This is a genomic window from Streptomyces sp. NPDC048521, from assembly GCF_043199855.1.
GTDB lineage: Bacteria > Actinomycetota > Actinomycetes > Streptomycetales > Streptomycetaceae > Streptomyces.
Genome location: NZ_JBICWR010000009.1, coordinates 303,271 through 328,534, shown reverse-complemented (window position 1 = coordinate 328,534; position 25,264 = coordinate 303,271). Strand labels below are relative to the sequence as shown.

Here is a 25,264-nt window from a genome sequence, read left to right as displayed (position 1 = left end):
CCAGATGCGGCACTGGCGATACAGACGTAGTCCGTCCGAATGGCCAACGGACCGATGGTGACACCCTCCCGTCCTTCGATCGGCCGGATGCTGACCGGTAGGCCGGCGCACCATCGAGGCAACCCGTTGAGGCCGAGGTGGGCTGTCCGGAGGGGAGGATCATGTGCCGGGACAGGGATGGCCGGTCCGTCGGTAAACGATCGTTGCCGCGGAAGTCGGGCGTCGGTAGGGTGCCATGCGCACGCCAACGCGATCCGTTGCGCACCCTGGGAGTCCCCTGGTGGATGAGGTCCCGCCTCTGCCGGTGACGCTTGAGCGTCTTGAGGGGCTCGGCGGTTGGGCATCTCCGGCCTCTGGGCGCGGAAGGTCTGTTCCGGTGAAAGGGTTCCCAGTTGACAGCCCGGATGCCGCAGTGAACCCGCCGGCGGGAGCGTTGTCGGGGCGCGACGACGTCCGCGGCATGGCTCTGCGGCAGGCGCGCGAGACGTGCGGGGCCGGCCGGTCCGGCTGCGGGCGACGGCGTTCCCCCCGGGGACAGCCACCAGGTTATGGCTCGACCGTACCGGCCACGGCCTGATCGCCTACGAGGAGAACACCGATCCCGCGCATCAACCCGGCAGTGACCGACACCGACCTGTCCGCTGACTTGCGCATGGACGTCGCGCTCCACGCCGCCGCCCGCATTCCTCTGTCCCTGGCACTCACATCGCCCGTGATGCCGGATGTCCTGAATCACGTTGGTGCCCTTGAAGAAAGCAGATCGTCATGAGTGAAGCCTCACGCCGCCGCCCCCACCGTGCAGTCGTCGTCGGTGGCAGCATCGCCGGCCTGCTCGCTGCGGCTGCCGTCAAGGACCAGGTTGATTCTGTCGACATCATCGAGGCCCACCAACTGCCCGACGGACCCGAGCCACGCACCGGTGTGCCCCAAGCCGCCCACATCCACCTCCTGCAGACCGGTGGTGCCGAGGCCATCGAGGCTCTCCTGCCCGGCACCGTCGACCAGCTCCTGGCCGCAGGCGCCCACCGCATACCTGTGACCAGGAACATGGTCATCTACTCTCCGGAAGGTTGGTACCGCCGCTGGGAGCGCGCCACCCACTACCTGATCACCGCAAGCCGCGACCTGATCGACTTCGTGGTCCGGGAACACGTCCTCAAGGACCCTCGTGTCGGCGTGCGCACGCACACCAGGGCCGTCGAGTTGCTCGGCGACCGCGACACCGTCAAGGGGGTCCGGGTCCGCACCACCGACGGTGTCGAAGCCGAGCTGCACGCGGAGCTCGTCATCGACGCCTCCGGCCGGGCCTCCCGCACTCCCCGGTGGCTCGCCCAGCTGGGCATCAGCGACCTGGGGCAGGACCACATCGACTCCGGCCTGGTCTACGCCAGCCGCATGTACCGCGCACCCGTTCCCACCCGCGACTGGCCCGTGGTCAGCATCCAGGCCGACCCGCGTCTGCCCCAGCCCGGAAAATCAGGCGCCATCCTGCCGATCGAGGGCGACCGCTGGCACGTCAGCCTGATGGGCACCCCCGGTGGACATCCCACCCGTGACTCGGACACCTTCGAACCCTTCGCCCGCACCCTGCGTCATCCACTCCTCGCCGACCTCCTGGCACACGCCGAACCGCTCACCGACGTCACCCTCACCCACAGCACCATCAACCGGCGCCACTCCTACGAACGCCTCCCCCACTGGCCGGAGGGCCTCGTGGTGCTCGGGGACTCGGCCGCGACCTTCAACCCCGTGTACGGGCAAGGCATCTCGGTGGCGGCGCAGGGCGCACGCGCCCTGCGCGACCTGACCGCCAACGGCCTCGCCCCGGGTCTCGCCCGTCGCGCCCAGCGCGCCATCGCCCGCCCCGTCGGCAGCGCGTGGGCCCTCGCCACCGGGCAGGACATCCACTACTCCACCACCCGGGGCAAGAACCCCAACCTCGCCGACCGGCTCCTGAACCGCTACGTCAGCCGCCTGTCCCGTACCGCGACGGGCTCCTTCCACGCCGCCACATCCCTGACCGACGTACTCGCCCTCCAAGCCCCACCCACCACACTTGTCCACCCGAGCGTGCTGCTGACGGCCCTCCTCGGCCCCCTCCGCCCACCACTCGACCGCCCCCCGTTCACGCCGGCCGAACGAGCTCTCCTCAAGGACTTGGAAGAGTCCTCGGGCGGAGGGCAACGCTCATCGAGTGCTGACCGGCTCCCACGCGAGCACTGAGGCATCCCACGGACACTCGCCAACGGGCCATGCGGCTCAGCCTCTTCGCGACCATGCTCACCGAGCGCCAGGGGAAACGCCTGCGGCAGCTTGCCCCATCCGAATCCCCACGACACGGGACGATTTTCCCTATTGTGGCTTTTGGTGTCCGTGTTGTGGGCGAGATGGAGTTGACGCCGTGGCGTTCGCGGAATCGGGCGAAGGCGGTCAGTGTGTGCCCTCCCCCGGCTCGGCCCCGGAAGGGAAGGCACGGTCCTGGGCGCCGCTGCTGGCGGTGTGCACCGGGTACTTCATGGTGATCCTGGACGTGACCGTCATCAATGTCGCTGTACCGGTGATCGGCCGGGAACTGTCGGCCTCGCTCACAGGCGTCCAGTGGGTCACCGACGGGTACACCCTGGCACTCGCGGGATTCCTGCTGACCGGCGGCGCGCTGGGCGACCGGCTCGGCAACCGTCGGGTCTTCTGCTCGGGCGTGGCGGTGTTCACCGTGTCCTCTGCCGGATGTGCGCTCGCGCCGAACGCCGACCTCCTGGTCGCGGCCCGGCTGATGGAGGGGCTCGGCGCGGCGCTGATCGTGCCCGGATCCCTGTCCCTGCTCCAGCAGGCCTACCCGGCGCCGGCCGCGCGCTCGCGGGCCTTCGGGCTGTGGGGTTCGATGGCGGGCGTGGCGGCGTCCGCCGGGCCGCTGCTGGGCGGGTTGCTCGTCTCCACGGTGGGCTGGCGCTGGGTGTTCCTCATCAATCTCCCTGTCGGTGTGCTCTGCCTGGTGCTGACGCTGCGGCATGTGGCACGCTCGCCCCGGCGCACCGCCCGGGCCCTGGACTGGCCGGCGCAGTGCGCGGTCGTGGCGGCGGTGGCGCTGCTGACCGCGGCGCTCAACGAGGCCGGACGGCGGGGCTGGTCCGATCCGGCTGTGCTGGCCGGGCTGGGCCTGGCCGTGGCGGCCGCCGCGGCGTTCGCGGTGCGCGAGCGACTGGCCCGGTCCCCCGTTCTCCCGCCCCGACTGCTGCGCTCTCGTGCGATGACCGGTGGAGCCGTCATCGGCCTGCTCTTCAACTTCGGCTTCTACGGCATGGTGTTCACCGCCAGCCTGGAATTCCAGCACCAGCGCGACTTCAGCGCCCTCAGAACGGGGCTGGCGCTGTTCCCGGCGGTGGTGATGACCATGTTCGCCTCCGTCCTGTCCGGGCGACTGGCCCGCCGCACCGGCGATCGTCCGCTGGTGGTCTCCGGAATGCTGCTGGCTGCGCTGGGCCTGGCCGGCTGGACCGCGGCGGGACCCGACCCCGCCTACCCGCTGCTGGTGGCCCCGATGATGGCGGCGGGATTCGGTACCTCCTTCGCTCTCACCGGCACAACCGCCACCGTGATGGGTGCCGCGCCCCCCGCGTACTCAGGGGCCGCCTCCGCCCTGTTCAACACCACCCGCCAGATCGGCAGTGCCACCGGCGTGGCGCTGGGCGGCAGCCTGCTCGCCACGGCGACCGACTACACCTCCGGGTTGCGCACCAGCATGGTGGTCGGCGCCCTCGCCTACCTGATCGCGGCAGGCCTCGCCTGGCGGTGCGTGCCGGCGAAGTAGGAGGGATACGGGGAGTCTTGAGGCCGTCGTACGGGCCGGGGCAGTCTTCCCCTCCGCCGGGTCCATCCTGGCCGCATGCTGTGGCCGTCGACCAGCGGCGGGGCGTCGGGGAGGACTCGGCACGCGCTACTTTCGCACGCCGGCCGCCTCCATGAGCGCGCTCGCGGTGTTGAACGCGAGCCCGTCAAGGTGGTCGACCCCCGCACCGGCGCGGGCGGCGGCACCGTCGTAGACGAGGGCGAGTTGACGGGCGAGGAAGGCGGGGTCGGCGGCGCCGCCCCGTTCCGCTTCCGCCTGGAAGAACGCCGTCATCTCGTTCTTCTGGCGCAGCGCGACCACGTTCGCCGGGTGCTCCGGGTCCTTCAGCTCGACCAGGGTCGACAGGTAGGGGCAGCCGCGGTAGCCGGGGTCGTGTGCCGCCTCCTCCAGCCGCCGGAAGACGTACAGCATGCGCTCGCGCGGCGTGACGGGGTCACCGGGCGGCGGGATCAGCAGTGCCGTGAGCTGGGGTGCCCGGCGCTCCAGTGAGGCGGCGATGATCTCGCCCTTGCTTTGGAACAGCTGGTACATCGACCGCTTCGAGACGCCGGCCGCCCGGCAGAGCGCGTCGGTGCTGACTCCGACGCCCTCTTGCTCCAAGAGCTCGGCCGCCGCGTCGAGCAGCCGCTCACGCAGCGGCGCCCGGGCGGGCGATGCCTCGGAGGCGGTGTCGCGCGCAGCCTTCGCTGTTGTCATGCGCTCGAGCCTACCGCGCCGACTGGACAGGGGAAACCGATCGGTTTACGGTCGGGGGGCAGCGAGGAAACCGATCGGTTTCCTCTCGGTGTCCCGGCCCGGCCTCCCGTTGCCGTGCCCGGCCCGCCGTACGGCCCTCGTGCGGCGTCTCCACTTCTCCACCTCACGGAAGAAGGCCCATCCCATGACCGTCAACGGCTCCGTCGCCCTCGTCACCGGCGGCAACCGAGGCCTCGGCGACCGCTTCGTCCGCGCCCTGCTGGAGGCCGGCGCGAGCAAGGTCTACGCAGCGGCCCGCGACCCCCGCAAGGTCACCGTCGAGGGAGCGATCCCGATCGCGCTGGACATCACCGACCCCGCCGCCGTGCGGGCCGCGGCCGAGCAGGCCCCCGACGTCACCCTCCTGATCAACAACGCCGGCACCTCCCTCGGCAGCCCGGTGCTCAAGGGCGACCCCGACACCTTCCGCAAGGAATTCGACACCCATGTGTTCGGCACCCTGGATGTCACGCGCGCCTTCGCGCCCGTACTCGCCCGCAACGGTGGCGGCGCGATCCTCAACGTGCTGTCGGTGCTGTCTTGGCTGTCCGTGCCGGACATTGCCGCCTACTGCGCGGCCAAGTCCGCCGCGTGGTCCATCACCAATGCGCTGCGCCTGGAACTGGCCGGCCAGGGCACGCAGGTGAGCGCCCTGCACGTCGGCTACATGGACACCGACATGGCCGCGGCGGTCGACGCGCCGAAGACGGACCCCGCCGAGGTCGCCCGGCTCGCCCTGGAGGGCATCGACAAGGGCCTCTACGAGATCATCGCCGACGATGTCAGCCGCCAGGTGAAGGGCGGCCTGTCCGCCGGCGTCGAGGTGCTGTACCCGCAGCTCGCGCACTGACGGCTGCTCCCCTCGGCGACCCGGCGCCCGAGACGCCGCAGAACGGCGCGGCCCGGCGCCCCCAGGTCCGCGCCTTTCGCCGAATGGCTTGTTCGCAGACGGTGACCGGATTACCGCCGGCACCAAGCCATTGGTGCCGGCCACGGCTCCCCGGGTACTCGGCTCCCGAGCAGTCGAACGACGCAACGGAGGCGCACGGATGAGCACGGTCAAGGAAACGGTGGAAGTCGACGTGCCGGTCCACACCGCCTACAACCAGTGGACCCAGTTCGAGACGTTCCCGGACTTCATGGAAGGCGTCGAGGAGGTCAGGCAGCTGGACGATCGTCACAACCACTGGACCACCAGCATCGGTGGCGTACGGCGGGAGTTCGACACCGAGATCGTCGACCAGCTTCCGGACGAGCGCATCACCTGGCGCAGCACCACAGGTGACACGGCCCAGAAGGGCATGGTCCGCTTCCAGCGCGTGGACGACATGCACACCAAAGTGGAGCTCGTCATGGACATCGAGCCCAGCGGGCCCGTGGAGAAGGCCGCGGACATGCTCGGGACGATCGACCGGCGCGTGAAGGGCGACATGAAGCGCTTCAAGCAGTACATCGAGCAGCGCGGGGACGAGTCCGGAGCGTGGCGCGGACGCATCAGGCCGGGTGGATAGCTGGATCTCCCCGGGACCTCGGCCCGCCCGCCGACGTGGACTCCGAGCAACGGGCGGGCCGAGGTCGTCCATGACGCGGGCCGAGGTCGTCGATGACGCGATGCAGTCACCGGCATCGGGTCACCACGGCACCTCCCCTGCGTCGTCGAAGAAGCTGCCGGTCGGGCCGTCGTCGGGCAGGGTCGCGAGTCGGATCGCGATCGCCGCGCCCTGTTCCGGGGTGCGGACGCCGCGGAAACCGTTGAGGTCGGTCGCGCAGTAGCCGGGGCAGGCGGCGTTGATCAGGATGTTCGTGTCGCGCAGTTCCTTGGCGTACTGGACGGTGACGGCGTTCAGGAACGTCTTCGACGGCGCATAGGCGACGGCTATCGGGCCCGTTTCGGCGCCGGGGGTGGTCTGCAGGGTCAGTGAGCCGACGCTGCTGGACATGTTCACGATCCGTGGGGACGCCGAGCGGCGCAGCAACGGCAGCATCGCGTTGGTGACGCGGATGACGCCGATCACGTTGGTCTCCACGGCAGCCCGCACCGTCGCCGGGTCGACCGTGGTCGGCATCTGCGGCACGCTGCCGGTGACCCCGGCGTTGTTCACAAGGACGTCGAGGCGTCCGGCGAGGTCCTCGATCAGCCCGGTGGCGTCGGTCACGCTCGCGTCATCGGTCACGTCGAGCGGTACGCCGAACGCGTCGACTCCTGCCGCCTGCAGCTGCGCCACTGCGGCCTCGCGGCGCTTCTCGTTCCGGGCGCCGATCCCGACCCTCCAGCCGAGTCCGCCCAACCCGGCCGCGATCTCGTACCCGATGCCCTTGTTCGCGCCGGTCACCAGCGCGATTGTCTGTTCGCTCATGCGCACCATCCTTTTGGAGCCCCGGCGGAGCGTCCAACACCGATCGGGTGGGCGGCGATACCGCACGGGTATCGATTCCGGTCGCAGCAGGTAGCATTGCGGCGTGGAGACGCGTGAGCTGCGGTACTTCGTCGCCGTCGCCGAGGAACTGCACTTCGGGAGGGCCGCGCAGCGGCTCGGGATCGCGCAGCCCCCGCTGTCGCGGGCGATCCGCCTGCTCGAACGGCGCCTCGGGGCGGTGTTGCTGGAACGCACCAGCCGCACGGTCGCTCTGACCGATGCCGGGGTGGTGCTTCTGAGGGAGGCCCGGGCGGCGCTGGACGCGGTCGAGGCCGCCGAGCGTCGTACCCGCCGCGCGGCCCTCGCCGCGACGGGTCACGCCGGCGTGGTCCTCGCCGCGAAGGCCGGCGCGTCCGGCGAACTGCTGGCGAAACTGCTCGACGCCTACGCCGCCGAACCCGATGCGGTCACCGTCGACCTGCTCCTGTGCGGGCCCGCTGAGCAGGAACGACTGCTGCGCGACGGCCGGGCCGACGTGGCTTTGCTGCACCGGCCGTTCGACTCGACGGCCGGGTTCGACACCGAGGAGCTCCGCACGGAGGAACAGGTCGTGATACTGCCGGCCGGGCATCCTCTCACCGCCCGGACCCACGTGCGGTTGGCCGAAGTCACCGAGCTGCCCGGCCTGCCGATGCCGCGCTGGCCCAGCCGGGACGGCACATATCCGGACGGCCCCGGTCCGCAGGTTCGGGACCATGCGCAGTTGCTCCAGATGGTCGCGCTCAGCCGCGCTTGCTGGATCGCGCCGGAGTCGTGCCGGGCCCAACTGCGCGACGACGTCGCCGCCGTGCCGGTCCTGGACGCGCCGACGGTCACGACGGTGATCGCCTGGCCGCCCCACAGCCGGTCCCGAGCCGTCGCCGGGCTCGTCCGGGCCGCGACACGGCTCTGAAAGCCAAGCCAGGGGGCAGGCCAGGCGTGCGTTCCCTCGGCATGCCACCGCCGGCCGGCCCGCATCGGTGCCGCCCTTGTGTGGACGGTGAGTTCGGTGCTGGTGGTGTCCGAGTCCTGGCCGGACCGGGATCTCGGGTGCCGGAGGGACGGCCGGTGACGCCGGTGGCACACATCGCGTCCGGTTCGACTACCAGCTCGGCTGAACTGCGGGTCTTGTCGGCTTCGGTTGCCCTCGCGCCCATGCACTGCAACGCGGGCGGCCCGCCGTTTCACCTGCGCCGGTACCCGACCGACATGACCGGTGGCGAGTGGGACAGCGTCATGTTGCCGCACACCTCATCGAGGGCAGCAACCTCGGCGGCAATTGGGCCAGGGTCGGTTCAGGCATAGCGGCCGAAGAGGGATTCGATGTATCCCTCCAGCCTTTGCGTCAGGACACTGGCTGTCAGATCGACGCGGCCCAGTTCACGCCAGGGCCCAGCGACCTTCTCCGCGTCCGGAGCGAAACCCAACGCGTCCAGCAGCCGCCAGTACAGATGGGCGGTGCCGTCTTCGGCCAAGGTTCCTCCCGCGGCGACGTAACGATCGGCGAAGCGCATGCCTGCGGGAATCCCGTGCAACAGGGCGAGGGCCGTCGAGCAATGCGCCACGTCCAGGTCGGCCGGCCCCCAGGAGGTCTCCACCCAGTCGACGACACCACTGATCTGAAGGTCGTCGCCGGTGCCTGTGAACAGGACGTTGCCGGGATGGAAGTCCCGGTGCAGGAAGCAACCCTGATAGGCGGGGGGCTCCCGGCGGATGACGTCGACAGCCCGCTGCCACAGTTCCGGCCGCTCGGTGACTGCGGGCAGAGTCACTCGATCGGGAGAGGCCCAGGCCTGGTAGGTGCGAGGCCGTTGCCGCGCGGTCACCGGCAGCCGATGGATACGCACCAGATGCCGCGCCAGCAGTTCAGCGCGGTCATCGGCACCCTGATCGCCCAGGCGTACGGTCCCCGGCAGCAGCGACATCAGCAAGGAGGGGTGATCGCAGTACTGCGCCGTCGCATCCACCGCCGCCAGCGTGGCCGCGGGCACGTCCGTGTCACCGAGCAGGCGCAGGACAGTCGCCTCACGGGTCAACAAGCCCTCCGCGTGCCGGACGAAGAAGGGCTTGACGAAGGACCGCAGGACGAGTGAGCGCCGGCCACCCGGACCGCAGACGTCCAGGCGGCGCATCTCCGAGGTCCAGCCGCCGCGCAGCCGAACGACTTTTTCGATGCGCTCCGCCTCGGACAGCCCCTTTTCCACCCAGGCCCGCGTGGCACCCCAGCCCTGACTGTCACGATCTGCGCGGAGGTCCCCGGTCCCCTCACCCGATCCCATGGAGGCAGACTAGCCGTCTTCTCCCACCGTCCCATCCGCAACCCGGTAAACGTCGCCACCCACACCGGCTCAGCCCGTAACACCCCATCCACACAGGCACATGAGCAACGCGTCTCGCGGGATCATGACCAGGCGATCTCACCGGTTCGGTCGACGAAGCGTCCGGAGCCGGCGCCGGGCTTCTCGGTCGCCAGGCCGACGATCGCGTCCGTCCCTTCGGTCACGGTCTGGGGTCCGCTGTGGCCGTTGAGGTCGGTCGCCGTGTAGCCGGGATCGGCGGCATTGATGCGGATGTCCGTCAGCGCTTTGGCATATTGGGTGGTCAGCATCGTGAGTGCCGCCTTCGAGGCGGAGTAGAGCGGCGCGATGGCGGCAGACTCGACCCGCGACGGGTCGTGGGTGAAGGCCAGCGAGCCCATTCCGCTGCTGACGTTGACGATGACCGGGTCTGGTGATCGGCGTAGCAGCGGCAGGAACGCGGTGGTCGTCCGGACCACACCGGCGAGGTTGACGTCGAAGACACCAAGGGCGTCGGCACCGGTCAGGGTGCCGGGATCACCGGCGGGACCGTGGATGCCGGCGTTGTTGATCAGAACGTCGATCGAGCCCTCGTGCTCGGCGACATCCGCGGCCGCGGCGGTGACGGACGCGTCGTCGGTCACGTCGATGGGGACGAACCGCGCGCCGAGCACGGCGGCGGCCTCCGCGCCCTGTTCGGGGTTGCGGGCTCCGACAAGCACGGTGTGACCGAGTGCGATGAGGCGGCGGGCGGTCTCGCGTCCGAGCCCCTTGTTCGCTCCTGTGATGAAGGTGATCGTCATGCGTTCATTGTTGGCCCACCCCCGACACCCGGCCAGGGACGCCTCGACCGTAGGAGCGGCAGTACCACCTTCGACACCCCCGTCGACGACCGAGGCGCAGGAAGATGGGCATCATGACGACGACACCCGAGGCCGGGCTGGGCGCGATGATCCGTACATGGCGGAATCGGCTGCCCCCGTCGGCCGCGGCACTGCCCGTGGGCCCGGCGCGCCGTGCGGTCGGGCTGCGCCGCGAGGAACTCGCCGAACTCGCCGGGGTGTCGGTCGACTATGTCGTGCGCCTGGAGCAGGGGCGGGCCACGACACCGTCTGCGCAGGTGGTGGCGTCTTTGGCCCGCGCCCTGCAACTGTCCACCGCCGAGCGTGATCATCTCTACCGGCTGGCCCACCTGGTCCCGCCGACGGACGGCGTGATCTCCGACCACATCCCACCGGGCGTCCACCGTGTGCTCACCCGGCTCGGGGACGTCGCGGTCGCCGTGTTCGCGGCGGACTGGCACCTGATCTGGTGGAACCGCGGTTGGGCGGCGCTGCTGGGCGATCCCTCGTCGGTGCCACCGCACCTGCGCAATTTCGCCCGGGAGAGGTTCCCGGTAGGCGCACGTCGTGTTCGTCTCGGGCTGTGGCCCGTGATCGAACGGGACAGGGACGCCACCGACGCCGCCATCGTGTCCGACCTGCGCCGCGCCACCGGCCGCTTCCCGCACGACACGCGCCTGGCAGCGCTGGTCCGCGAACTGAGAGCGGGCAACCAACGGTTCGCCGACCTGTGGGCGAACGGGACGGTGGCCGCTCACCGCGAGGACCACAAAACGATCGACCACCCCTCGGTGGGGCCGGTCACCGTGGATTGCGATGTGCTGACCGACGGCGACTGCGATCTCAAGATGGTGGTCATGACCGCCGTGCCCGGCAGCGCGGACGAGACAAAGATGCAGCTCGCCGTGATCGCCGGTCAGCCGCACACCACGGACGGCTCGCACCCGCGCCGCTAGGTACGACCGCGACGGGCACGGCTCCCGCCGTGGCGCTGTGCGGCGCTGGTGCGGCCTGTCGCGCTCGCGCGTATGCACGCCGACGGCCCCGGGCCGGCAGGGGCGCCTGCCCGGCGGCTGTCGACCACTGTCGGGCCTGCTATTCGGGCCAGGCGGAGTTCTGGATGACGTCGACGAAGTCGATACGCCGGAAGCCCGGGACGAAGTGCTCCAGCACGTCCGCGTTGACCGTGCCGAAGGTGCTGTTCGGGCGGTGTTTGAACCCGTCGGTGAACGCCTGGAGGATCTGTCGCTTGAAGTCCGGGCGCGGATGGGCGGCGGTGACCTCTTCGATCTGGGCCTGGGTGACCCTGCTCAGGTGCAGGCCGAGCACATCGGTCTCCACGCCTGCTGTGGTGGCGGCGATCTCGGGTGCCATCTTGTAAGGCACCTCCGGGGTGGTGTGCAGGGCGATGGCCGTCCACACCTTGTCCGCGTCGCCCTCGGAGCAGCCATGGCTCAGCAGGAACGCGCGGGCCTGGTCGGCACCGTCCATCTCGAAGCGCTGGTCGTCGCTGCGGTAGGGGGAGACCAGACCGGTGTCGTGGAACAGTGCCGCCACATAGAGCAGTTCGGGGTCGGGCCTCAGTCCCAGCGCCTCGGCCTGCAGGGTGCCGAACAGATAGACCCGGCGGGAGTGATGGAAGATCAAGGGAGGAGTCGTGTCGCGGATCAGTTCGGTCGCGGCCTGGGCCAGTGTGCTGTCCGGAATCGCGACACCGGCGATCTTTTCACTCATGGCGGTCTCCTTGGACGGTGCTGAGGTGGTCTCCTCACCATCCACGCGCGGGGGAGCTCGGCGCCGCTGTCCGATGGACAACAAGCCCTCGAAAACGGTCAAGCGTGACTGTCATGGTGTGGAGGTCGGCGTGCGGGAGCCGGAGCCGGTGCTCGCGAACCGGTGCTGGTAGGCGGTCGGTGAGACTCCCAGGTGACGTGCGAAGGCGCGACGCAGGCTCTCGTAGCTGGGGAAACCCGACATGGCGGCGGCCTCGGTGGCGTTGTGGCCGGAGTCCAGCAGGGCCTTTGCCCTGTCGAAGCGGATCAGTTCCACGTACTTCATCGGCGTGGTGTCCAGCTCGCTCCGGAACATGCGGGACAGGTGCCGGGGGCTGACCCGGGCCCGCGCGGCGAGTGCCTCCAGGCTGTGATCCGCTGTCGGATCCGCCTGGACGGCGTCCTGCACCAAGCGCAGCACCGGCGTCCGCGGGGCCGGACCCTGCAGTGAGGCGGAGAACTGCGACTGCCCACCGGAACGCTGCATGTACACCACCAGTGACCGTGCGACGCGGCGGGCCAGGTCCGGTCCGTGATCGCCCTCCAGCAAGGCGAGCGCGAGATCGATTCCCGCGGTCACACCGGCTGAGGTGTAGGTGGTGCTGTCCTTGACGAAGAGCGCGTCGGGTTCCACCCGCGCCTTCGGATGGCGCCGGGCCAGCGCGGCCGTGTGCTGCCAGTGCGTCGTTGCCCTCTTGCCGTCAAGCAGACCTGCCGCACCCAGGAGGAAAGCCCCGGTACAGACGGAGGCGACACGGCCGGCCTTGAACGCCAGCGCGCCCGTGGCGGCGCTCAGGTCAGGTTCGATCGGCGCCTCGGGCAGCCGGTCGCCGCCCACTACGAGGAGGGTGTCGAAGGCGGGCGCGTCGGCCACCTCGGCGTCCACCGGTACGAGCATGCCGATCGAGGTGGACACCGCCTTCCCGCTGGGCGAGACGACGGTCAGACGGTAGTGCGCGCCGTAGCGATTGGCTTCGCTGAAGACTTCCGCGGGCCCGGTGAGGTCCAGCATTTTCATGCCGTCGAATACCAGTACGCCGACAGTGTGTGCCTTCGCTGCCATCTGCTCTCACCCCGATGTGGTCCGGCCCGCGCGGGAGTCTTCCCTCACATCGTCCCCCAGGTCGACCCTGGCCACGGCCGCGCCTCGATCAGTGGCGTGACGGGAGCTCTTGGAAGACGTCGTCGCCCGGCACAGCCGGCACAGAGTCGATGCGCTCGCCCTGCTGTCTGCGGATGTCTGGATTCGAGTGGTTCACGTCCGGGCCGAGGCGGCGCCGAAGGCCACGAGGTGGGCATCGTGGAGGACGGACGCAGTGTCCGCTCATCGCACATCGCATCGGAAAGACGCGAACATCATGACCGGCATCATCGCAGGCGTGGAAATCCCCGAGGGAACAGCAGTTTCGGAGGCCACCAGTTTTCTTCGGGAAACGACCAACCCGCTTCTCTTCCATCACTCCCGGCGTGTTTTCCTCTTCGGTTCCCTGCACGCGCGCAGGCTCGGCCTCCTGCCCGATCCGGAGCTGCTCTACATTTCCGCCATGTTCCACGACACGGGCCTTCTGACCCCGTTCTCCGACAAGGAGCAGCGCTTCGAGCTCGACGGCGCCGACCATGCGCGCAAGTTCCTGCTCGACCGCGGGTTCCCGAAGAGCGCCGCCGAGGTGGTCTGGATGGCGATCGCGCTGCACACGACGCCGGGGATTCCCGGCCGCATGGGCCCGGAGACGGCTGCCACCAACTACGGCGTTCTGACCGACGCCGTCGGATGGGGCCTGGACGGGCTGGACGGTGGCCAGGTGGACGAGATCGTCGCCGCCCATCCGCGCGGAGAATTCAAGAAGGAGTTTCTGCAGGCATTCGTCGACGGCCTCGAGAATCGGCCGGACACCACATACGGGACCGTCAACGCGGACGTGCTGGAACACTTCGTACCAGGTTTCCGACGCCAGAGCATGGTCGAGCGCGTCACTGACGCACCCTGGCCGAGTTGATCCGGGTTGACCCGAACAGACCGGCGGTGACGGTTCGTCCGCGTGCTGTCATCCGTGCGGTCCAGTCCCCCGCCGGCGGACCCACCGGCCGTGTCGGCCAGGTGGGGGCGGTTGTCGCCCTTCGGACGTCGGTCGGAGCGGACGAACCGGGCAAAGATCCGCTGACGTGATCGACACGCACGCTTTCGGAGATCCAGAGAGGGGAACCGTATGCAAGCCATCACCGCCCGGGACCGCGACGCCGGCGTCAGCGGGCTGACCCTGACGGACCTGCCCTATCCCCACGCCGCCGAGAACGATGTGATTGTGCGGGTGCACGCCGCGGGGTTCACCCGCGGGGAGCTCGACTGGCCCGCAACGTGGTCCGACCGGGCCGGCCGTGACCGCACGCCCAGCGTGCCCGGCCATGAGGTTTCGGGCGTCGTGGCGGAACTCGGTTATGGAACCACCGGACTCACCGTCGGCCAGCGCGTCTTCGGACTGACCGACTGGGCTCGCGACGGCTCGCTGGCCGAGTACGTCGCCGTGGAGGCCCGTAACCTTGCCGCCCTCCCCGCGGATGTCGACCACACGGTGGCGGCCGCGCTGCCGGTCTCAGGGCTGACCGCCTGGCAGGGTCTCTTCGATCACGCGCGGATCACGACCGGCCAGAGCATCCTCATCCACGGCGCCGCGGGGAGCGTCGGTTCGATCGCGGTGCAGCTCGCGCTGGAGGCGGGAGCCCACGTGATCGGCACCGGCCGGGCGGCCGACCGGGACACCGTCCTGGCTCTGGGCGCGCATGCGTTCCTGGACCTCGAGACCGACCGACTTCAGGACGCGGGCGAGGTCGACGTGGTGTTCGACGTGATCGGCGGTGACATCCTCGACCGCTCGGCCGGGCTCGTACGCGCCGGCGGCACGCTTGTCACGATCGCCCAGCCGCCCACCGTCCGGCCGAAGGAGGGGCGAGCGCTCTTCTTCGTCGTCGAGCCCGACCGCGTGCGCCTCGCGGACCTGGCGCAGCGGCTCAGGGACGGACGGCTCGACGTGCGGGTCGGTGCGGTGCGGCCGCTGGCCGAGGCAGTCGCCGCGTTCTCCCCTGAGCGGCGCATCGCCGGCAGGACGATCATCCGGGTCGTCGGGGACTGAGGTGACGCCGGACTCCTCGATGCCCAGGCCACTCTCCTTCCGGCCGCCACACCGTGGTCGGAAGGCCCGTGGGCGGCAGGCCCGTGGGCGGAAAGGAGGCCCGTGTCGGCCCGTGCCGACGGAGGCCGGGGCGGGCCCGTACGGAGTTACTGTCTCCGCATGACCGACGAATCCTTGCGCTCCGTCACGGTGGAGCGCACCAGCACCGGCCACTTCGTCGCGACGAACGCGCGCGGCGGCACGATCACCTTCGGCAGTTCCTCGGATCCCGACGCAGACACCGAGTTCACTCCGGTCGAGTTGCTGCTCGCCGCGATCGGAGGCTGCACGGCGGTGGACGTGGACATCGCCACCAGCCGCCACGCCGAACCGGACGGGTTCAGCGTCGCGGTGACCGGCCACAAGATCAACGATGATCTCGGCAACCGGCTCACCGATCTCCAGGTCACCTTCCGCGTGTCCTTCCCGGACGGCGAGGGGGCCGATCGCGCTCGGGCGATCCTGCCGAGAGCGGTGAAGACCTCACACGACCGGCTCTGCACGGTCAGCAGGACGGTGGAGATCGGTACGCCCGTCACCGCCACGGTCGAGGAGAGCTGAGGACGTTCCCGTCCGCCGGGTCCGGCGGGTCGCCGTGGGGCCAGGAACCGTCACGGGCCTGGCCCCGAGCGGTGCTGCCGCTGGACTCGGTCTCAGTCACCCCACAGCCGGACCTGCCTCCTCCGTGCCGGACAGTTGTGCCAGGAATTGGTGGCAACGGGCTGCCCGCTCGGAGTCCTGTTCCATGACCGATCGGAAGAAGTCAGCGATCTCCTTCTTGTTCGCGTTCTCGGCGTCGCGCACGTACTGGCCGTAGTCGTGCCCGGCCTTCAGCGAGTGGTACTGGACGGAAATGAGGTCGTACACGACATCGCTGAAGCCGGTCTCGCCTGTCGCCATGGTTTCTCCCACGGTGTGCGGATACTAGGGCAGGCGCCGAGTATCACTTCCTCGTCAGTCCAAACTCGGGGACCACCGCGCTGCGGCGCAGGAGCCGGCGCACAACGGGAGAGGGCGCCGCAGGGCAGTAGGGCCACTGTCGGCTCCGAACGGTAACGCAGCGTTTGCGCTCCGCCCCTTTGCCGTGGCTGCACGCCTACTTCTCGGACTTCTCCTTCGCCTCGTTCCGGGCTTTTTCGGCCTTCTTCGGTCTGGCGTGCTGCTCTTTCGGTGCCGCCGGCTTCGTCTCGGCCTGCGCTTGTCCATCGGACGTGCCGTGGTGAGGGCTGCCGGTCGGGTCGGCCGATTGCCGACCCGGGCCGTCGGAAACGGAAGCGTCAGCGGTAGCGGTAGCGGTAGCGGTACGGACGCTCCGCCCGGGGGCAGCAGCATGAAGCAACCCGGCGGAGACGTCGTGGGTGGAGGACGGCGGCGCCACGGGTGTTGCGGAGGTGTCGTTCCTTCCTGCGGAGGTGCCTGCGGGGGTGCGGGCAGCCGCCCCGTCCCCGCCGCGCGCGCGGCCTTGGGACGTGCCTGCGGGGTTGCCTTGGGGACCGCTCTTCTCGGCAGCGCCGCTGACAGCCCGGGTCGCCTTCCCGTCGCTTCCTTGGTGGCCGTCGCTGACGGCGAGAGTGGCAGCCATGACAGCGGCCAGCGCTACGGTTCCGCCGGCCACCAGAACACGGTTACGTGCGGGCGCGGTCTTCGCAGCGGCTCGCTCTGGGGCGGGCAGCGGGTTCTTGTGCGTGGGGTCGCTGTCCTGCACAGGCTCCCGACTCCCCACGAAGCCCGTGGCGTTGACGGCGGGCGCGGTGGGCACGGAGGGGGTTGTGCCCGCCAGGGCGGCCAGTGTCCGGGCGCAGTCGAGTGCCGACGGGCGGGTGTGCTGGTCCAGGGCGGTCATGTTCCGTAGCAGGAGGGCAAGTTCTTGCGGCAGGGAGCCGGGCAGTACGGGTTGGCGGTGGAGCCGCGCTATCGCTGCTTCGAGGGGGGCGCCGTCGTATTCGAGCCTGCCCGTGAGGCATTCGAGGAGCACGAGACCGAGGGCGTAGATGTCGGCGGGCCGACCGACGGATTGGCCGAGCACCTGCTCGGGGGCCAGGTATGCGGCGGTGCCGACGAGCGTGCCGGTGGCGGTGCGGGTGGTGGCGTCGACCCGCCGGGAGATACCGAAATCGGTCAAGTAGGGGCGGCCCGAGGCGTCGAGGAGGATGTTGGACGGCTTCACGTCACGGTGAACGATCCCCGACTCGTGCGCGTGGGCCAGTGCCTGGGCGAGGGCGGCGCCGAGTGCGGCGGTGTCTTCCGGGAGCAGCGGACCTTCGGCGATACGGGCTTTCAGCGTGGGGCCTTCGACCAGTTGCATGACCAGATAGGCGCGGCCGTCGTGGCACCCGGCGTCGTAGGCGGTGACCAGCCCGGGATGCTGCAGCCGCGCCAGGATCACCGCCTCGCTCCCGAAGCCGTCCTCTGTTGCGACGTCGACGCCGGGCCGGAAGACCTTCACCGCCACCGCTCGCCTCAATCGCAGGTCGTAGCCACGGTGGACATCTGCCGCACCGCCCGAACCGACAAGAGCGTCCAGGCGGTAGCGGCCCGCCAGTATCTCGGCGGAACACCGGGAGGCCAGCGCCAAAGCCGACTCGCGGAGCCTCATTCCATCTCCCCATGCTTCGAAGGACGATTCCTGCGGGCGCCCGTTGCGGAAAGGCCGTGCCGCACGCAAGTACCCGCGAGACGCCGGACTACCCCCGGACCAGCCCTGGCTGGGAGATCTGCGCCGGGCGGGGCGGATGAGCTGCGAGTGCCGCCGCCCCGCCGCACCGCGCCTGGCTGCGACGGGTACGGCTCAGGCCAGCATGTTCTCGATGAGATCGGCGGCGCGCGGGGTGCCGCCCTCGGCGCGTGCGTCGGCGCGCAGCCGTGCCGAGCGACGGGCGCTCTCCTCGTCGTTGACCAGGTCGTACAGGGCCGCCCGTAGGGTTTCGGCGGTGGCGTCCGGGGTGTCGATACGGCGGGCCACGCCCAGTTCCACCAGCCGGTCCGCGTTCATGAACTCGCGCCTGCAACTCCTCTGGAGAAGCTCCGCCACCCCAGCCTCCAGGCCGGGGCTACGGCTGGACTGCCTTCGACGCGACCTGGGCCGGGCGTCCTGACGTTGGCCGTTCGCCCTCTGCTCGGTCTTGCTCCGCGCCCGCCGGCGCCGGCCTGGTGCCGTCCGGACCGGCGGACGGGGCGACGTCACGCAGGGACGGCGAGCGGCGGGTGCTCGAGCACGCGGGGCTTGTACTCGACCAGCTGGATGCGGCCGTCGAAGGTGCGGTGCTCGATCATCTCGAGGGCAACGTCCGGATAGCCGTCGTAGATGCGTTCTTCGCCCGTGGCCCCGGTGATCACCGGGAACATCACGACCCGGAAGCGGTCGACGAGTCCGGCTCGTAGCAGGGACCGGCACAGGCTGAGGCTGCCGATCGTGCTGAGGAGCCCCGAGCCACTCGACTTCATCGCGCGGACCGCCTCGACGGCGTCGTCGCGGACGAGCGTTGAGTTGGCCCACGTCAGTGGCTCCTCGAGTGAGGCGGAGAACACCACCTTGGACGCTTGCGTGAGCTCGTCGACGGACGCCTCTTCTTCGGGCCTGAACTCGTCTTGCCCGTTCGGGACCTCGCCTGCGGCGAAGCTCGACATCAGGCGGTAGGTGTTCGCTCCCATCAGGTAGGTGACCTCGGGCTGCTCGCCGAGCCATGCGAGGTACTCCGGGCCCTCGAGGCCCCAGAACCCGGGCCATCCCTCTCCCGATGCGTGGCCGTCGAGGGAGGTGATGAAGTCGACGAGAAGCTCCGACATGGCGGTGTCCTTTCCTGGTGTCACGAGCTTGGACCGGCCGGGAGCCACAAACTCATCGGCCGCGCTGTGGAGTAACGAGACCGAGGATCAGGCGCAGTACAGGGACGAGGACGAGGACGGTGAAGACGACGAAGGCGGTGCAGACGGCGAAGACGTCGGGGCAGGCAGGCACTATGGTGACGACGGCGCCGACCGGACAGCTGCCCGCCGGACCGTTGGACCCAACGGGCCGCCGTCCGCTCAGCAAGGCCGGGTTCGGGTCACGAATCCGTGTGGAGGTCCAGTGCAACCGAAGAAGGACGCGCCCGGCGCGCCCCGCCGCTCCGACGCGCAGCGCAACCGCGAGCGCATCCTGGAGGTGGCACTGGCCGAACTCACCCGGGACGCCGACGCCCCGCTGAGCCGGATCGCCAAGAAGGCGGGCGTCGGGCAGGGCACGTTCTACCGCAACTTTCCCAGCCGGGAGGCGCTCGTCCTGGAGGTCTACCGGCACGAGATGCAGCAGGTCGCCGACAGCGCGGACGAGTTGCTGCGCGGCCACGCCCCGGAGCAGGCGCTGCGCGCGTGGATGGACCATCTGGCCCGGTTCGCGATGACGAAGGCGGGCCTGGCCGACGCGCTCCGTCAGGCCACCAGCGCACCGGGCGGCCCGGCGAAACCGTCGCCCGTCCCGGTGGCCCAGGCGGCGGACCGTCTGCTGCGCGCCAACGAGAAGGCGGGCACGATCCGCCCCGGCGTGCAGGCGGAGGACTTCCTGCTCGCCATCGCCGGCCTGTGGCAGATCGGCGCACAGGAGAACGCGTACGCCCGCGCCACCCGCCTGCTGGACCTCGTCATGGACGGCCTGCGCGCCGGGGCGCCCGCCAGCCGCGGGAACGCCGGCGGATGACCGTTGCGCACAAGAGCCGCTGAGAGCGCGGGCGCGTGGTACTGGTCGATGTGCCCCGCAAGTCAGCGGGTGCGTCGGATGGTTCGGGGCATGGAGGTAGCCCCGAGCACCATCACGCACGTCTCGTCGTGGAAGCTGACTCAAACGGGTTCGGGTTGCGGTTCCGGTTGTCGCATCGGTACGGCCTTCGGTTCCCACAGTCTGGTCGTCCGTACATAGCCGTGGATCACCGAAGCCATGGCCAGAACGAGAAGTGGCCCGAACACTTCCGGGTGTTCGGCCATCTGCGTCGGGAGATAGCGATACGACACCAACAGCGCAGCGAAGACCGTTGCGCCGTAGGCGACCAGCTGGATTCCTGACCGGTCCCAGCCACGTGCGAGCGAGCGCAGCGCTGCCTCGATCGTGACCGTGAACACCACGCCGGCGACGAGATCCGCGCCGTAGTGGTAGCCGAATCCGAGCGTTGCGGCGAGCGTGGCAATCAGCCAGAACGTCCCCGCGTATCGCAGAATGCGCGGGCCCTTGCGGGAGTGAATGAAGATCGCGGTGGCCCACGCCGTGTGCAGGCTGGGCATGCAGTTGCGCGGGGTGATCTCGTCGTACGGCATCTGGTGCGGGGTACTGATCGGCGGCGGCGTGTTCGGCCACAGGTTGGCCACCGCCCAGTGCACGCCGCCGGTGCCGGAGGCGCCCGGGCCGTAGGCGAAGACCGGTCCGACCACCGGGAAGAGCATGTAGATGCCCGGCCCGAGAAGACCGATCACCAAGAAGGTGCGCACCAGATGATGGCGGGGGAAGCGGCGTTGTACCGCCACGTTGCGCAGCTGGTACAGCGCGACGACGACCGCGGCCACCGCGAGCTGAATGTAGACGTAGTCGAGAACATGGGACCCGATCGGGCCGGTTGCCTTGACGATCCGGCCTACCACCCAGGACGGGTTGCCCAGCGCGTGATCGGCGGTTGCCACGTACTGGTCGAGCACCGTCGGGCGGGTCTTCGAGGTGATGAGCAGCCAGGTGTCGCCCGTCTTGCGGCCGGCCACCAGCAGCAGACCCAGCCCGACGCCCTTCAGCAGCAGGACACGTTCCCGGCCGGTGCGGCGCGTGACCGCGATAACCGCATAGCCCAGAATCACCCACAATGCGCCGTTCCCGAAGGGGTGGCCCTGGCCGCTGGCCACCTTGGCGTCGACCGCCCACCGCACCAGCACGAAGACGACGTCGATACCGATCGCGACACCAGCCGCGATGAACCGTTGCCGCCAGGGGAGCACCACCATCATCAGCGCCATACCGGCGTACAGCAGGGGCCCCGATTTGGGGGCGAATACAACCTCTTTCGCCTGGTTGGTGATCGGCCCGGGCATGCCGTAGTGACGCGCGGCGATCTCCAGCGCGATGAGGAACCCGAGGGCCACCACGCCCGCCGTGGCCCACAGTATCGCCCGCGGTTGACGCCACCCGGCGAGCGTAAATCTGCAGTTTATTCGCGAAAACACCCGCGATGCTATAGGTATCAATTGTTTGGCCGATTTGTTAGATGTTTGTCAAATAGGTACTCTTCGCGCCGGATTGCAAGGTTTTCCGGTGAATGACGGGCGATGTAGGCGCTCGTCGTGAGTCCGATCATGCTATCGGAGCGGTGCCGGTCGTTTTGGCGGTTTGGCTGGTCACGGGCGATACGCGAAGGTCAGTCGATCTGGGCCAACTCCTCGCCGGCCACCGACCTTCCTGCCGCTGTTCTCAGCCGGTCAGGTGGCCGGCGAGGAGTGACACCGTCGCATCCCACAGTTCCTGCTGCACCCGGGCGTCCCGGCCGGGCTCGGGGCACTCCAGCGGTCGGGCGTCGCGCACGGAGAAGTAGCCTCCGCTGGTGCGGGCGAGCGCCGGGTCGGTGGCGAGCCGCACGATGATGTCGGCGCCCTTGCGGGGGTCGCCGATCCCGAGGGTGTGCAGCAGACGCTGCAGGACTGCGGAGCCGGGCAGGTCCCGGCCGAGGCCGGTGGCGTTGAAACCGGGGTCGCAGCAGTTGACGGTGACCTTCCCGGCGTCCAGGCGGCGGGCCAGCTCCTGCGTCCACATGATGGTCATCAGCTTCGTCCGCCCGTACAGGGCCATCGACTCCCGGCGGCTGTAGGGATCGGTGCGGCGCAGGTCCTCTGCCGGTGCGATCGCCCCGGCCCGCCGGGACGCTTCGGAGGCGACGTTGACGATCCGCGCCGGCACAGAACCGGTGAGCCTTGGTCTCAGCGCCTCGGTCAGAACGAACGGGCCCAGGTAGTTGACGGCGGTCATCTCCGCGAAGCCCTCAGCGGTGATGCGCTGCGAGAAGGCGTGCAGACCGGCGTTGTTGACCAGCACGTCCACCCGAGGGTAGTGCGCGGCGATCTCCTCTCCCACGCGGCGCGCATCGGAGATCAGCCCCAGGTCGGCATGGAAGACGTCGACGGGACCGTCGGTCACCGTCCTGAGGTCGTCGACGAGGGCCTCGGCTTTGCTGCGGGAGCGGGCTACGGCGCCGATGCGGTAGCCCTGGCGGGCCAGGTGGAGGGCGGCGATGCGGCCCAGTCCGGAGGTGGCTCCGGTGATCACGGCAAGGGGACGGTCCATCAGGCCTTCCATTCATGAGGTACCTCACGAGTATGTTGTGGGAGGATACCCGAATCATGAGCGAGCGCGAAGCGATGACCCTCGAGGCTGACCCGGAGCAGGTGGGACTGTCCTTCCTCACACTCGCCTACAGCGTGCGTGAGCAGGTCGACCAGCACATGGTGTCGAGTGCCGGCCTGTCCTTGTCCCGCACCAAGGTCCTTCAGGTGCTGGCCGGCCGTGGGGCCCTGCACCAGGCCGAGCTCGCCGACGCCCTCGGGCAGGCGCCGCGCTCCGTCACCCAGATCGTGGAAGGTCTGGAACGCATGGGCCTGATCGCCCGGACCGGCGACCCCCAGGACCGCCGTCGCAAGACTGTTTCCCTTACGGACAGGGGCCGGACAACGCTGGCGGCGGCCGAGCAGGCGGGAACGCACGTCCTGCGCCGGCTCTTCGGCTCCCTCGATCCGCAGCAGCGCGAGAGCCTGGGGGCACTGCTCGCCCACCTCGACACCGTCCTCGCGCGCTGACGAGGTCCGCCTCACCTACCCATGCCCTGCGGAAGCCGTGCGCCGTCCGTCTTCGGCCACTGCTCTGCAGCATCCCGCGCTTCGGTAGCGGGGCCCGGCGTGTACGAGTCGCCCTCCCGGGCTCGCAGGTCCGCCGGCCTCCCCCGCACGGCCGGGCTCTGCGGGTCGCCCGTCGACGCACTGACGGGCCTGCGGCTACTCGACCGCAGGATCCTCCTGGGTGTGGTGCAGGGCCTGCCTCACCGCCTGCTCCACATCGTGCCGACTGCTTCCGGTCGCCTCGGCGTGCGCGGTGATCGCCGCCTGCACAGCCTCCGACGCGGCGCGCCAGCGGCGCGCCTGCTCCTCGTACTCATCGCCGGTGAGGCCCGCCAGCTTGGCACGCTCGACTTCGGCGGATCGTTCGAGCCTGACCAATTCATCGGGAATGTCTGCCACGTTCACGGATCCTAAGCGGCAGATCAGGCCCGCCGACCCTCTCACTTGCCGCCCGAACGGGTAGAGCCGTCACTGCACGCCGGGGCTGGGTCGCCGTCCCGGGCCGCTGCTCCCAGGCCGCTACGAAGAGGACGTCGGAGCCGGACCAGTCAGTGACGCAGGCGGGCGTTGAGCCGGGCGGCCTGGCGCGTCAGGTGGTCGCGTTCGGCGAGGTTGGGTGCCTTCCGGGCCGCATCGGCGTACAGCCGTGCCGCTGTGGTCAGGTCTCCGTCGCGCTCGTGGAGGTACGCCGCCACCGCGGCGTGGCGGGGCACTGAGTCGTCCAGGGCCGCGAGCGCGGCCAGGCCGGCGCGCGGTCCGTCGGCCTCGCCGACGGCCACCGCGCGGTTGAGGCGGACGACCGGGCTGTCGGTCAGGCGCGCGAGTTCGTCGTACCACTCGACGATCTGCACCCAGTCGGTCTCCTCGGCGGTGGGCGCGTCGGCGTGGAGGGCCGCGATGGCGGCCTGGGCCTGGAACTCGCCCAGACGGTCGCGGGCGAGGGCCGCCTGCAGGATCTCGACGCCCTCGGCGATCACTTTCGTGTCCCACCGGCCGCGGTCCTGCTCGGCGAGCGGTACCAGGCTGCCGTCGGGCGCGGTCCGGGCGGCACGGCGGGCGTGGTGGAGCAGCATGAGGGCGAGCAGCCCCGCCACCTCGGGGTGGTCGATCGCGGACGCGAGCTGCCGGGTGAGCCGGATGGCCTCGGCGGCGAGGTCGACGTCACCGGAGTAGCCCTCGTTGAAGACCAGGTACAGGACGCGCAGCACGGTGGCGACGTCGCCGGGCTGGTCGAACCGCACGCCGGAGACGGTGCGCTTGGCCCGGCTGATGCGCTGCGCCATGGTCGCCTCGGGCACCAGGTAGGCCTGGGCGATCTGGCGGGTGGTCAGCCCGCCGACGGCGCGCAGCGTGAGCGCGACCGCCGACGACGGTGTCAGCGACGGGTGGGCGCACAGGAAGTAGAGCTGGAGCGTGTCGTCGGCCCCGGGGGTGGGCCCGGGCGCCGGCTCCTCGTCGACGAGGTCCTCACGCCTGCGGCGGGCGGCGTCCGCGCGGGTCGCGTCGAGGAACCGGCGCCAGGCCACCGTGACCAGCCAGCCCTTCGGGTCCCGCGGAGGGTCGGACGGCCAGACGCGGACCGCCTCGACCAGCGCGTCCTGTACGGCGTCCTCGGCCGCCGCGAAGTCGGCTCCGCGGCGGACGAGGATCCCGAGCACGCTCGGTGTGAGGCTCCGGAGCAGTGCCTCGTTCATCGATGCGGGCACTCCGTGATGGTGGGGGGTGCGGCCAGGAACGGGCGCAGCTCGAGCCACTCGTGGATCGGTTCCCCGCCCTTACCGGGGGCGGCCGACAGTTCCCCGGCCAGCTCGAGGGCGCGTTCGTAGCTGTCGACGTCGATCACCATCCAGCCGGCGATGAGATCCTTGGTCTCGGCGAACGGGCCGTCGGTGACCGGCGGGCGCCCCTCACCGTCGTACCGGACGAACGTCCCCTCGGGGGCGAGCGCCTGACCGTCGATGAACTCGCCGGTCTTCTCGAGCCGGGCCGCGAAGTCCTGCATGTACTGCACGTGGGCCGAGATCTCCTCCGGCGTCCACTGGTCCATGGGCACGTCGTTGACCGCAGCCGGGGCGCCGCGGTAGTGCTTGAGCAGCAAGTACTTGGCCATCGGGTTTCTCCTCGATCCTGGTGCGGCCCATTGTGGTCGCGTTCACTGCGGGGACGGAGCCAGTCACGAGTTCTCGACATCGCCGCACGAAATTTTTTTGGCGCGCGTGGATGAGCCCGGGCGAGCCGTCACGCGGTGCCGGTGCTGCCTCGGACTCCGCGGCGCACGGGTGCACGCCGACGGCGGGCGTGGCGGCGCGAGCGGGGTGGGCACAGCGGATTCCGGGACGAGGTGAGGCGCCGGTCGCCTGACACCGTGCAGG

The 25,264-nt window shown here is 70.1% G+C and carries 26 protein-coding genes and 1 pseudogene; 12 read left to right on the top strand and 15 right to left on the bottom strand.

The window, feature by feature from the left end; all coding sequences use genetic code 11:
- Positions 1–619: 619 nt before the first annotated feature.
- The 3 genes from ACGFRF_RS22770 (at position 620) to ACGFRF_RS22760 (ending at position 3,808) form a co-directional block, all read left to right on the top strand.
- Positions 620–769 (top strand): hypothetical protein, encoded by a 150-nt coding sequence (locus ACGFRF_RS22770; RefSeq protein WP_393742646.1) that lies wholly within the window; start codon positions 620–622, stop codon positions 767–769.
- Positions 766–2,223, top strand: a complete 1,458-nt coding sequence (locus tag ACGFRF_RS22765; RefSeq protein ID WP_393742644.1) for an NAD(P)/FAD-dependent oxidoreductase — start codon at positions 766–768, stop codon at positions 2,221–2,223. The genes ACGFRF_RS22770 and ACGFRF_RS22765 overlap by 4 nt, the downstream gene beginning before the upstream one ends.
- A gap of 178 nt (positions 2,224–2,401) precedes the next feature.
- Positions 2,402–3,808 (top strand): MFS transporter, encoded by a 1,407-nt coding sequence (locus tag ACGFRF_RS22760; RefSeq protein WP_393742642.1) that lies wholly within the window; start codon positions 2,402–2,404, stop codon positions 3,806–3,808.
- A gap of 126 nt (positions 3,809–3,934) precedes the next feature.
- Here the strand turns inward: ACGFRF_RS22760 and ACGFRF_RS22755 are convergent, their stop codons facing one another.
- A complete protein-coding gene (locus ACGFRF_RS22755) occupies positions 3,935–4,543 on the bottom strand; it encodes a TetR/AcrR family transcriptional regulator (protein WP_393742640.1) in 609 nt (202 codons plus the stop codon).
- Between the two features lie 184 nt (positions 4,544–4,727).
- Between ACGFRF_RS22755 and ACGFRF_RS22750 the strand changes: the two genes are divergently transcribed.
- A complete protein-coding gene (locus tag ACGFRF_RS22750; RefSeq protein WP_393742638.1) occupies positions 4,728–5,432 on the top strand; it encodes an SDR family oxidoreductase in 705 nt (234 codons plus the stop codon).
- 199 nt (positions 5,433–5,631) lie between these two features.
- Positions 5,632–6,093 carry an SRPBCC family protein gene (locus tag ACGFRF_RS22745; protein ID WP_393742636.1) on the top strand — a complete coding sequence of 154 codons (462 nt, stop codon included), beginning with the start codon at positions 5,632–5,634 and terminating at the stop codon, positions 6,091–6,093.
- 120 nt (positions 6,094–6,213) lie between these two features.
- On the opposite strand, the gene ACGFRF_RS22740 is transcribed toward ACGFRF_RS22745, so the two are convergent.
- Entirely contained in the window at positions 6,214–6,939 is a 726-nt protein-coding gene (locus tag ACGFRF_RS22740) for an SDR family oxidoreductase (protein ID WP_393742634.1), read from the bottom strand.
- Positions 6,940–7,042: 103 nt separating this feature from the next.
- Between ACGFRF_RS22740 and ACGFRF_RS22735 the strand changes: the two genes are divergently transcribed.
- On the top strand, positions 7,043–7,891 hold the full coding sequence (locus ACGFRF_RS22735) for a LysR family transcriptional regulator (protein ID WP_393742632.1): 849 nt from the start codon (positions 7,043–7,045) through the stop codon (positions 7,889–7,891).
- Positions 7,892–8,273: 382 nt separating this feature from the next.
- Here ACGFRF_RS22735 and ACGFRF_RS22730 read toward each other — a convergent pair whose 3' ends face one another.
- Positions 8,274–9,257 carry a phosphotransferase family protein gene (locus ACGFRF_RS22730; RefSeq protein ID WP_393742630.1) on the bottom strand — a complete coding sequence of 328 codons (984 nt, stop codon included), beginning with the start codon at positions 9,255–9,257 and terminating at the stop codon, positions 8,274–8,276.
- Between the two features lie 122 nt (positions 9,258–9,379).
- Entirely contained in the window at positions 9,380–10,078 is a 699-nt protein-coding gene (locus ACGFRF_RS22725) for an SDR family NAD(P)-dependent oxidoreductase (RefSeq protein ID WP_393742628.1), read from the bottom strand.
- Between the two features lie 104 nt (positions 10,079–10,182).
- Here ACGFRF_RS22725 and ACGFRF_RS22720 point away from each other — a divergent pair, with 104 nt between their 5' ends.
- The gene (locus tag ACGFRF_RS22720) at positions 10,183–11,073 is read left to right on the top strand and encodes a helix-turn-helix transcriptional regulator (protein ID WP_393742626.1); all 891 of its coding nucleotides are present in this window, start codon (positions 10,183–10,185) and stop codon (positions 11,071–11,073) included.
- 139 nt (positions 11,074–11,212) lie between these two features.
- Here ACGFRF_RS22720 and ACGFRF_RS22715 read toward each other — a convergent pair whose 3' ends face one another.
- Entirely contained in the window at positions 11,213–11,851 is a 639-nt protein-coding gene (locus tag ACGFRF_RS22715; RefSeq protein WP_393742624.1) for an HD domain-containing protein, read from the bottom strand.
- A 111-nt stretch (positions 11,852–11,962) separates the two neighbouring features.
- Positions 11,963–12,952, bottom strand: coding sequence for a GlxA family transcriptional regulator (locus tag ACGFRF_RS22710; RefSeq protein ID WP_393742622.1), 990 nt, complete (start codon positions 12,950–12,952; stop codon positions 11,963–11,965).
- Between the two features lie 295 nt (positions 12,953–13,247).
- On the opposite strand from ACGFRF_RS22710, the gene ACGFRF_RS22705 reads away from it, so the two are divergent.
- The 3 genes from ACGFRF_RS22705 (at position 13,248) to ACGFRF_RS22695 (ending at position 15,617) form a co-directional block, all read left to right on the top strand.
- Positions 13,248–13,886, top strand: coding sequence for an HD domain-containing protein (locus ACGFRF_RS22705; protein WP_393742620.1), 639 nt, complete (start codon positions 13,248–13,250; stop codon positions 13,884–13,886).
- A 210-nt stretch (positions 13,887–14,096) separates the two neighbouring features.
- Positions 14,097–15,017, top strand: coding sequence for an NADP-dependent oxidoreductase (locus tag ACGFRF_RS22700; protein ID WP_393742618.1), 921 nt, complete (start codon positions 14,097–14,099; stop codon positions 15,015–15,017).
- Positions 15,018–15,176: 159 nt separating this feature from the next.
- The gene (locus ACGFRF_RS22695) at positions 15,177–15,617 is read left to right on the top strand and encodes an OsmC family protein (RefSeq protein ID WP_393742616.1); all 441 of its coding nucleotides are present in this window, start codon (positions 15,177–15,179) and stop codon (positions 15,615–15,617) included.
- A gap of 96 nt (positions 15,618–15,713) precedes the next feature.
- Here ACGFRF_RS22695 and ACGFRF_RS22690 read toward each other — a convergent pair whose 3' ends face one another.
- The 4 genes and pseudogenes from ACGFRF_RS22690 to ACGFRF_RS22675 form a co-directional block, all read right to left on the bottom strand.
- Positions 15,714–15,956: an acyl carrier protein gene (locus ACGFRF_RS22690; RefSeq protein WP_393742614.1), complete on the bottom strand. Its 243-nt coding sequence runs from the start codon at positions 15,954–15,956 to the stop codon at positions 15,714–15,716.
- Between the two features lie 196 nt (positions 15,957–16,152).
- The gene (locus tag ACGFRF_RS22685; RefSeq protein WP_393742612.1) at positions 16,153–17,652 is read right to left on the bottom strand and encodes a protein kinase; all 1,500 of its coding nucleotides are present in this window, start codon (positions 17,650–17,652) and stop codon (positions 16,153–16,155) included.
- A gap of 192 nt (positions 17,653–17,844) precedes the next feature.
- Positions 17,845–18,102 (bottom strand): annotated as a pseudogene (locus ACGFRF_RS22680) (glycosyl transferase); the annotation flags it as partial.
- A 134-nt stretch (positions 18,103–18,236) separates the two neighbouring features.
- The gene (locus ACGFRF_RS22675) at positions 18,237–18,842 is read right to left on the bottom strand and encodes a dihydrofolate reductase family protein (protein WP_393742610.1); all 606 of its coding nucleotides are present in this window, start codon (positions 18,840–18,842) and stop codon (positions 18,237–18,239) included.
- 283 nt (positions 18,843–19,125) lie between these two features.
- On the opposite strand from ACGFRF_RS22675, the gene ACGFRF_RS22670 reads away from it, so the two are divergent.
- Complete coding sequence (locus tag ACGFRF_RS22670) at positions 19,126–19,731, top strand: TetR/AcrR family transcriptional regulator (protein ID WP_393742608.1); 606 nt, start codon at positions 19,126–19,128, stop codon at positions 19,729–19,731.
- A gap of 140 nt (positions 19,732–19,871) precedes the next feature.
- Here the strand turns inward: ACGFRF_RS22670 and ACGFRF_RS22665 are convergent, their stop codons facing one another.
- Together ACGFRF_RS22665 and ACGFRF_RS22660 are read right to left on the bottom strand one after the other, a co-directional pair.
- Complete coding sequence (locus tag ACGFRF_RS22665; RefSeq protein ID WP_393742606.1) at positions 19,872–21,155, bottom strand: phosphatase PAP2 family protein; 1,284 nt, start codon at positions 21,153–21,155, stop codon at positions 19,872–19,874.
- A gap of 322 nt (positions 21,156–21,477) precedes the next feature.
- Complete coding sequence (locus ACGFRF_RS22660; protein WP_393742604.1) at positions 21,478–22,344, bottom strand: SDR family NAD(P)-dependent oxidoreductase; 867 nt, start codon at positions 22,342–22,344, stop codon at positions 21,478–21,480.
- A gap of 56 nt (positions 22,345–22,400) precedes the next feature.
- On the opposite strand from ACGFRF_RS22660, the gene ACGFRF_RS22655 reads away from it, so the two are divergent.
- Positions 22,401–22,853, top strand: a complete 453-nt coding sequence (locus ACGFRF_RS22655; RefSeq protein ID WP_393742602.1) for a MarR family winged helix-turn-helix transcriptional regulator — start codon at positions 22,401–22,403, stop codon at positions 22,851–22,853.
- Positions 22,854–23,048: 195 nt separating this feature from the next.
- Here ACGFRF_RS22655 and ACGFRF_RS22650 read toward each other — a convergent pair whose 3' ends face one another.
- From ACGFRF_RS22650 to ACGFRF_RS22640, 3 genes are all read right to left on the bottom strand, one after another.
- A complete protein-coding gene (locus ACGFRF_RS22650) occupies positions 23,049–23,291 on the bottom strand; it encodes a hypothetical protein (RefSeq protein ID WP_393742600.1) in 243 nt (80 codons plus the stop codon).
- A 149-nt stretch (positions 23,292–23,440) separates the two neighbouring features.
- Positions 23,441–24,586 carry an RNA polymerase sigma factor gene (locus tag ACGFRF_RS22645; protein WP_393742598.1) on the bottom strand — a complete coding sequence of 382 codons (1,146 nt, stop codon included), beginning with the start codon at positions 24,584–24,586 and terminating at the stop codon, positions 23,441–23,443.
- Complete coding sequence (locus tag ACGFRF_RS22640) at positions 24,583–25,002, bottom strand: YciI family protein (protein WP_393742596.1); 420 nt, start codon at positions 25,000–25,002, stop codon at positions 24,583–24,585. The genes ACGFRF_RS22645 and ACGFRF_RS22640 overlap by 4 nt, the downstream gene beginning before the upstream one ends.
- Positions 25,003–25,264: the final 262 nt, after the last annotated feature.

Bases quoted from the DNA above. Each gene is read 5' to 3' on its own strand.
- ACGFRF_RS22660 (WP_393742604.1), bottom strand. From the start codon at position 22,344: ATGGACCGTCCCCTTGCCGTGATCACCGGAGCCACCTCCGGACTGGGC.
- ACGFRF_RS22690 (WP_393742614.1), bottom strand. From the start codon at position 15,956: ATGGCGACAGGCGAGACCGGCTTCAGCGATGTCGTGTACGACCTCATT.
- ACGFRF_RS22750 (WP_393742638.1), top strand. From the start codon at position 4,728: ATGACCGTCAACGGCTCCGTCGCCCTCGTCACCGGCGGCAACCGAGGC.
- ACGFRF_RS22710 (WP_393742622.1), bottom strand. From the start codon at position 12,952: ATGGCAGCGAAGGCACACACTGTCGGCGTACTGGTATTCGACGGCATG.
- ACGFRF_RS22740 (WP_393742634.1), bottom strand. From the start codon at position 6,939: ATGAGCGAACAGACAATCGCGCTGGTGACCGGCGCGAACAAGGGCATC.
- ACGFRF_RS22725 (WP_393742628.1), bottom strand. From the start codon at position 10,078: ATGACGATCACCTTCATCACAGGAGCGAACAAGGGGCTCGGACGCGAG.
- ACGFRF_RS22700 (WP_393742618.1), top strand. From the start codon at position 14,097: ATGCAAGCCATCACCGCCCGGGACCGCGACGCCGGCGTCAGCGGGCTG.
- ACGFRF_RS22655 (WP_393742602.1), top strand. From the start codon at position 22,401: ATGAGCGAGCGCGAAGCGATGACCCTCGAGGCTGACCCGGAGCAGGTG.
- ACGFRF_RS22705 (WP_393742620.1), top strand. From the start codon at position 13,248: ATGACCGGCATCATCGCAGGCGTGGAAATCCCCGAGGGAACAGCAGTT.
- ACGFRF_RS22695 (WP_393742616.1), top strand. From the start codon at position 15,177: ATGACCGACGAATCCTTGCGCTCCGTCACGGTGGAGCGCACCAGCACC.
- ACGFRF_RS22640 (WP_393742596.1), bottom strand. From the start codon at position 25,002: ATGGCCAAGTACTTGCTGCTCAAGCACTACCGCGGCGCCCCGGCTGCG.
- ACGFRF_RS22675 (WP_393742610.1), bottom strand. From the start codon at position 18,842: ATGTCGGAGCTTCTCGTCGACTTCATCACCTCCCTCGACGGCCACGCA.
- ACGFRF_RS22645 (WP_393742598.1), bottom strand. From the start codon at position 24,586: ATGAACGAGGCACTGCTCCGGAGCCTCACACCGAGCGTGCTCGGGATC.
- ACGFRF_RS22755 (WP_393742640.1), bottom strand. From the start codon at position 4,543: ATGACAACAGCGAAGGCTGCGCGCGACACCGCCTCCGAGGCATCGCCC.
- ACGFRF_RS22720 (WP_393742626.1), top strand. From the start codon at position 10,183: ATGGGCATCATGACGACGACACCCGAGGCCGGGCTGGGCGCGATGATC.
- ACGFRF_RS22745 (WP_393742636.1), top strand. From the start codon at position 5,632: ATGAGCACGGTCAAGGAAACGGTGGAAGTCGACGTGCCGGTCCACACC.
- ACGFRF_RS22685 (WP_393742612.1), bottom strand. From the start codon at position 17,652: ATGAGGCTCCGCGAGTCGGCTTTGGCGCTGGCCTCCCGGTGTTCCGCC.
- ACGFRF_RS22765 (WP_393742644.1), top strand. From the start codon at position 766: ATGAGTGAAGCCTCACGCCGCCGCCCCCACCGTGCAGTCGTCGTCGGT.
- ACGFRF_RS22730 (WP_393742630.1), bottom strand. From the start codon at position 9,257: ATGGGATCGGGTGAGGGGACCGGGGACCTCCGCGCAGATCGTGACAGT.
- ACGFRF_RS22715 (WP_393742624.1), bottom strand. From the start codon at position 11,851: ATGAGTGAAAAGATCGCCGGTGTCGCGATTCCGGACAGCACACTGGCC.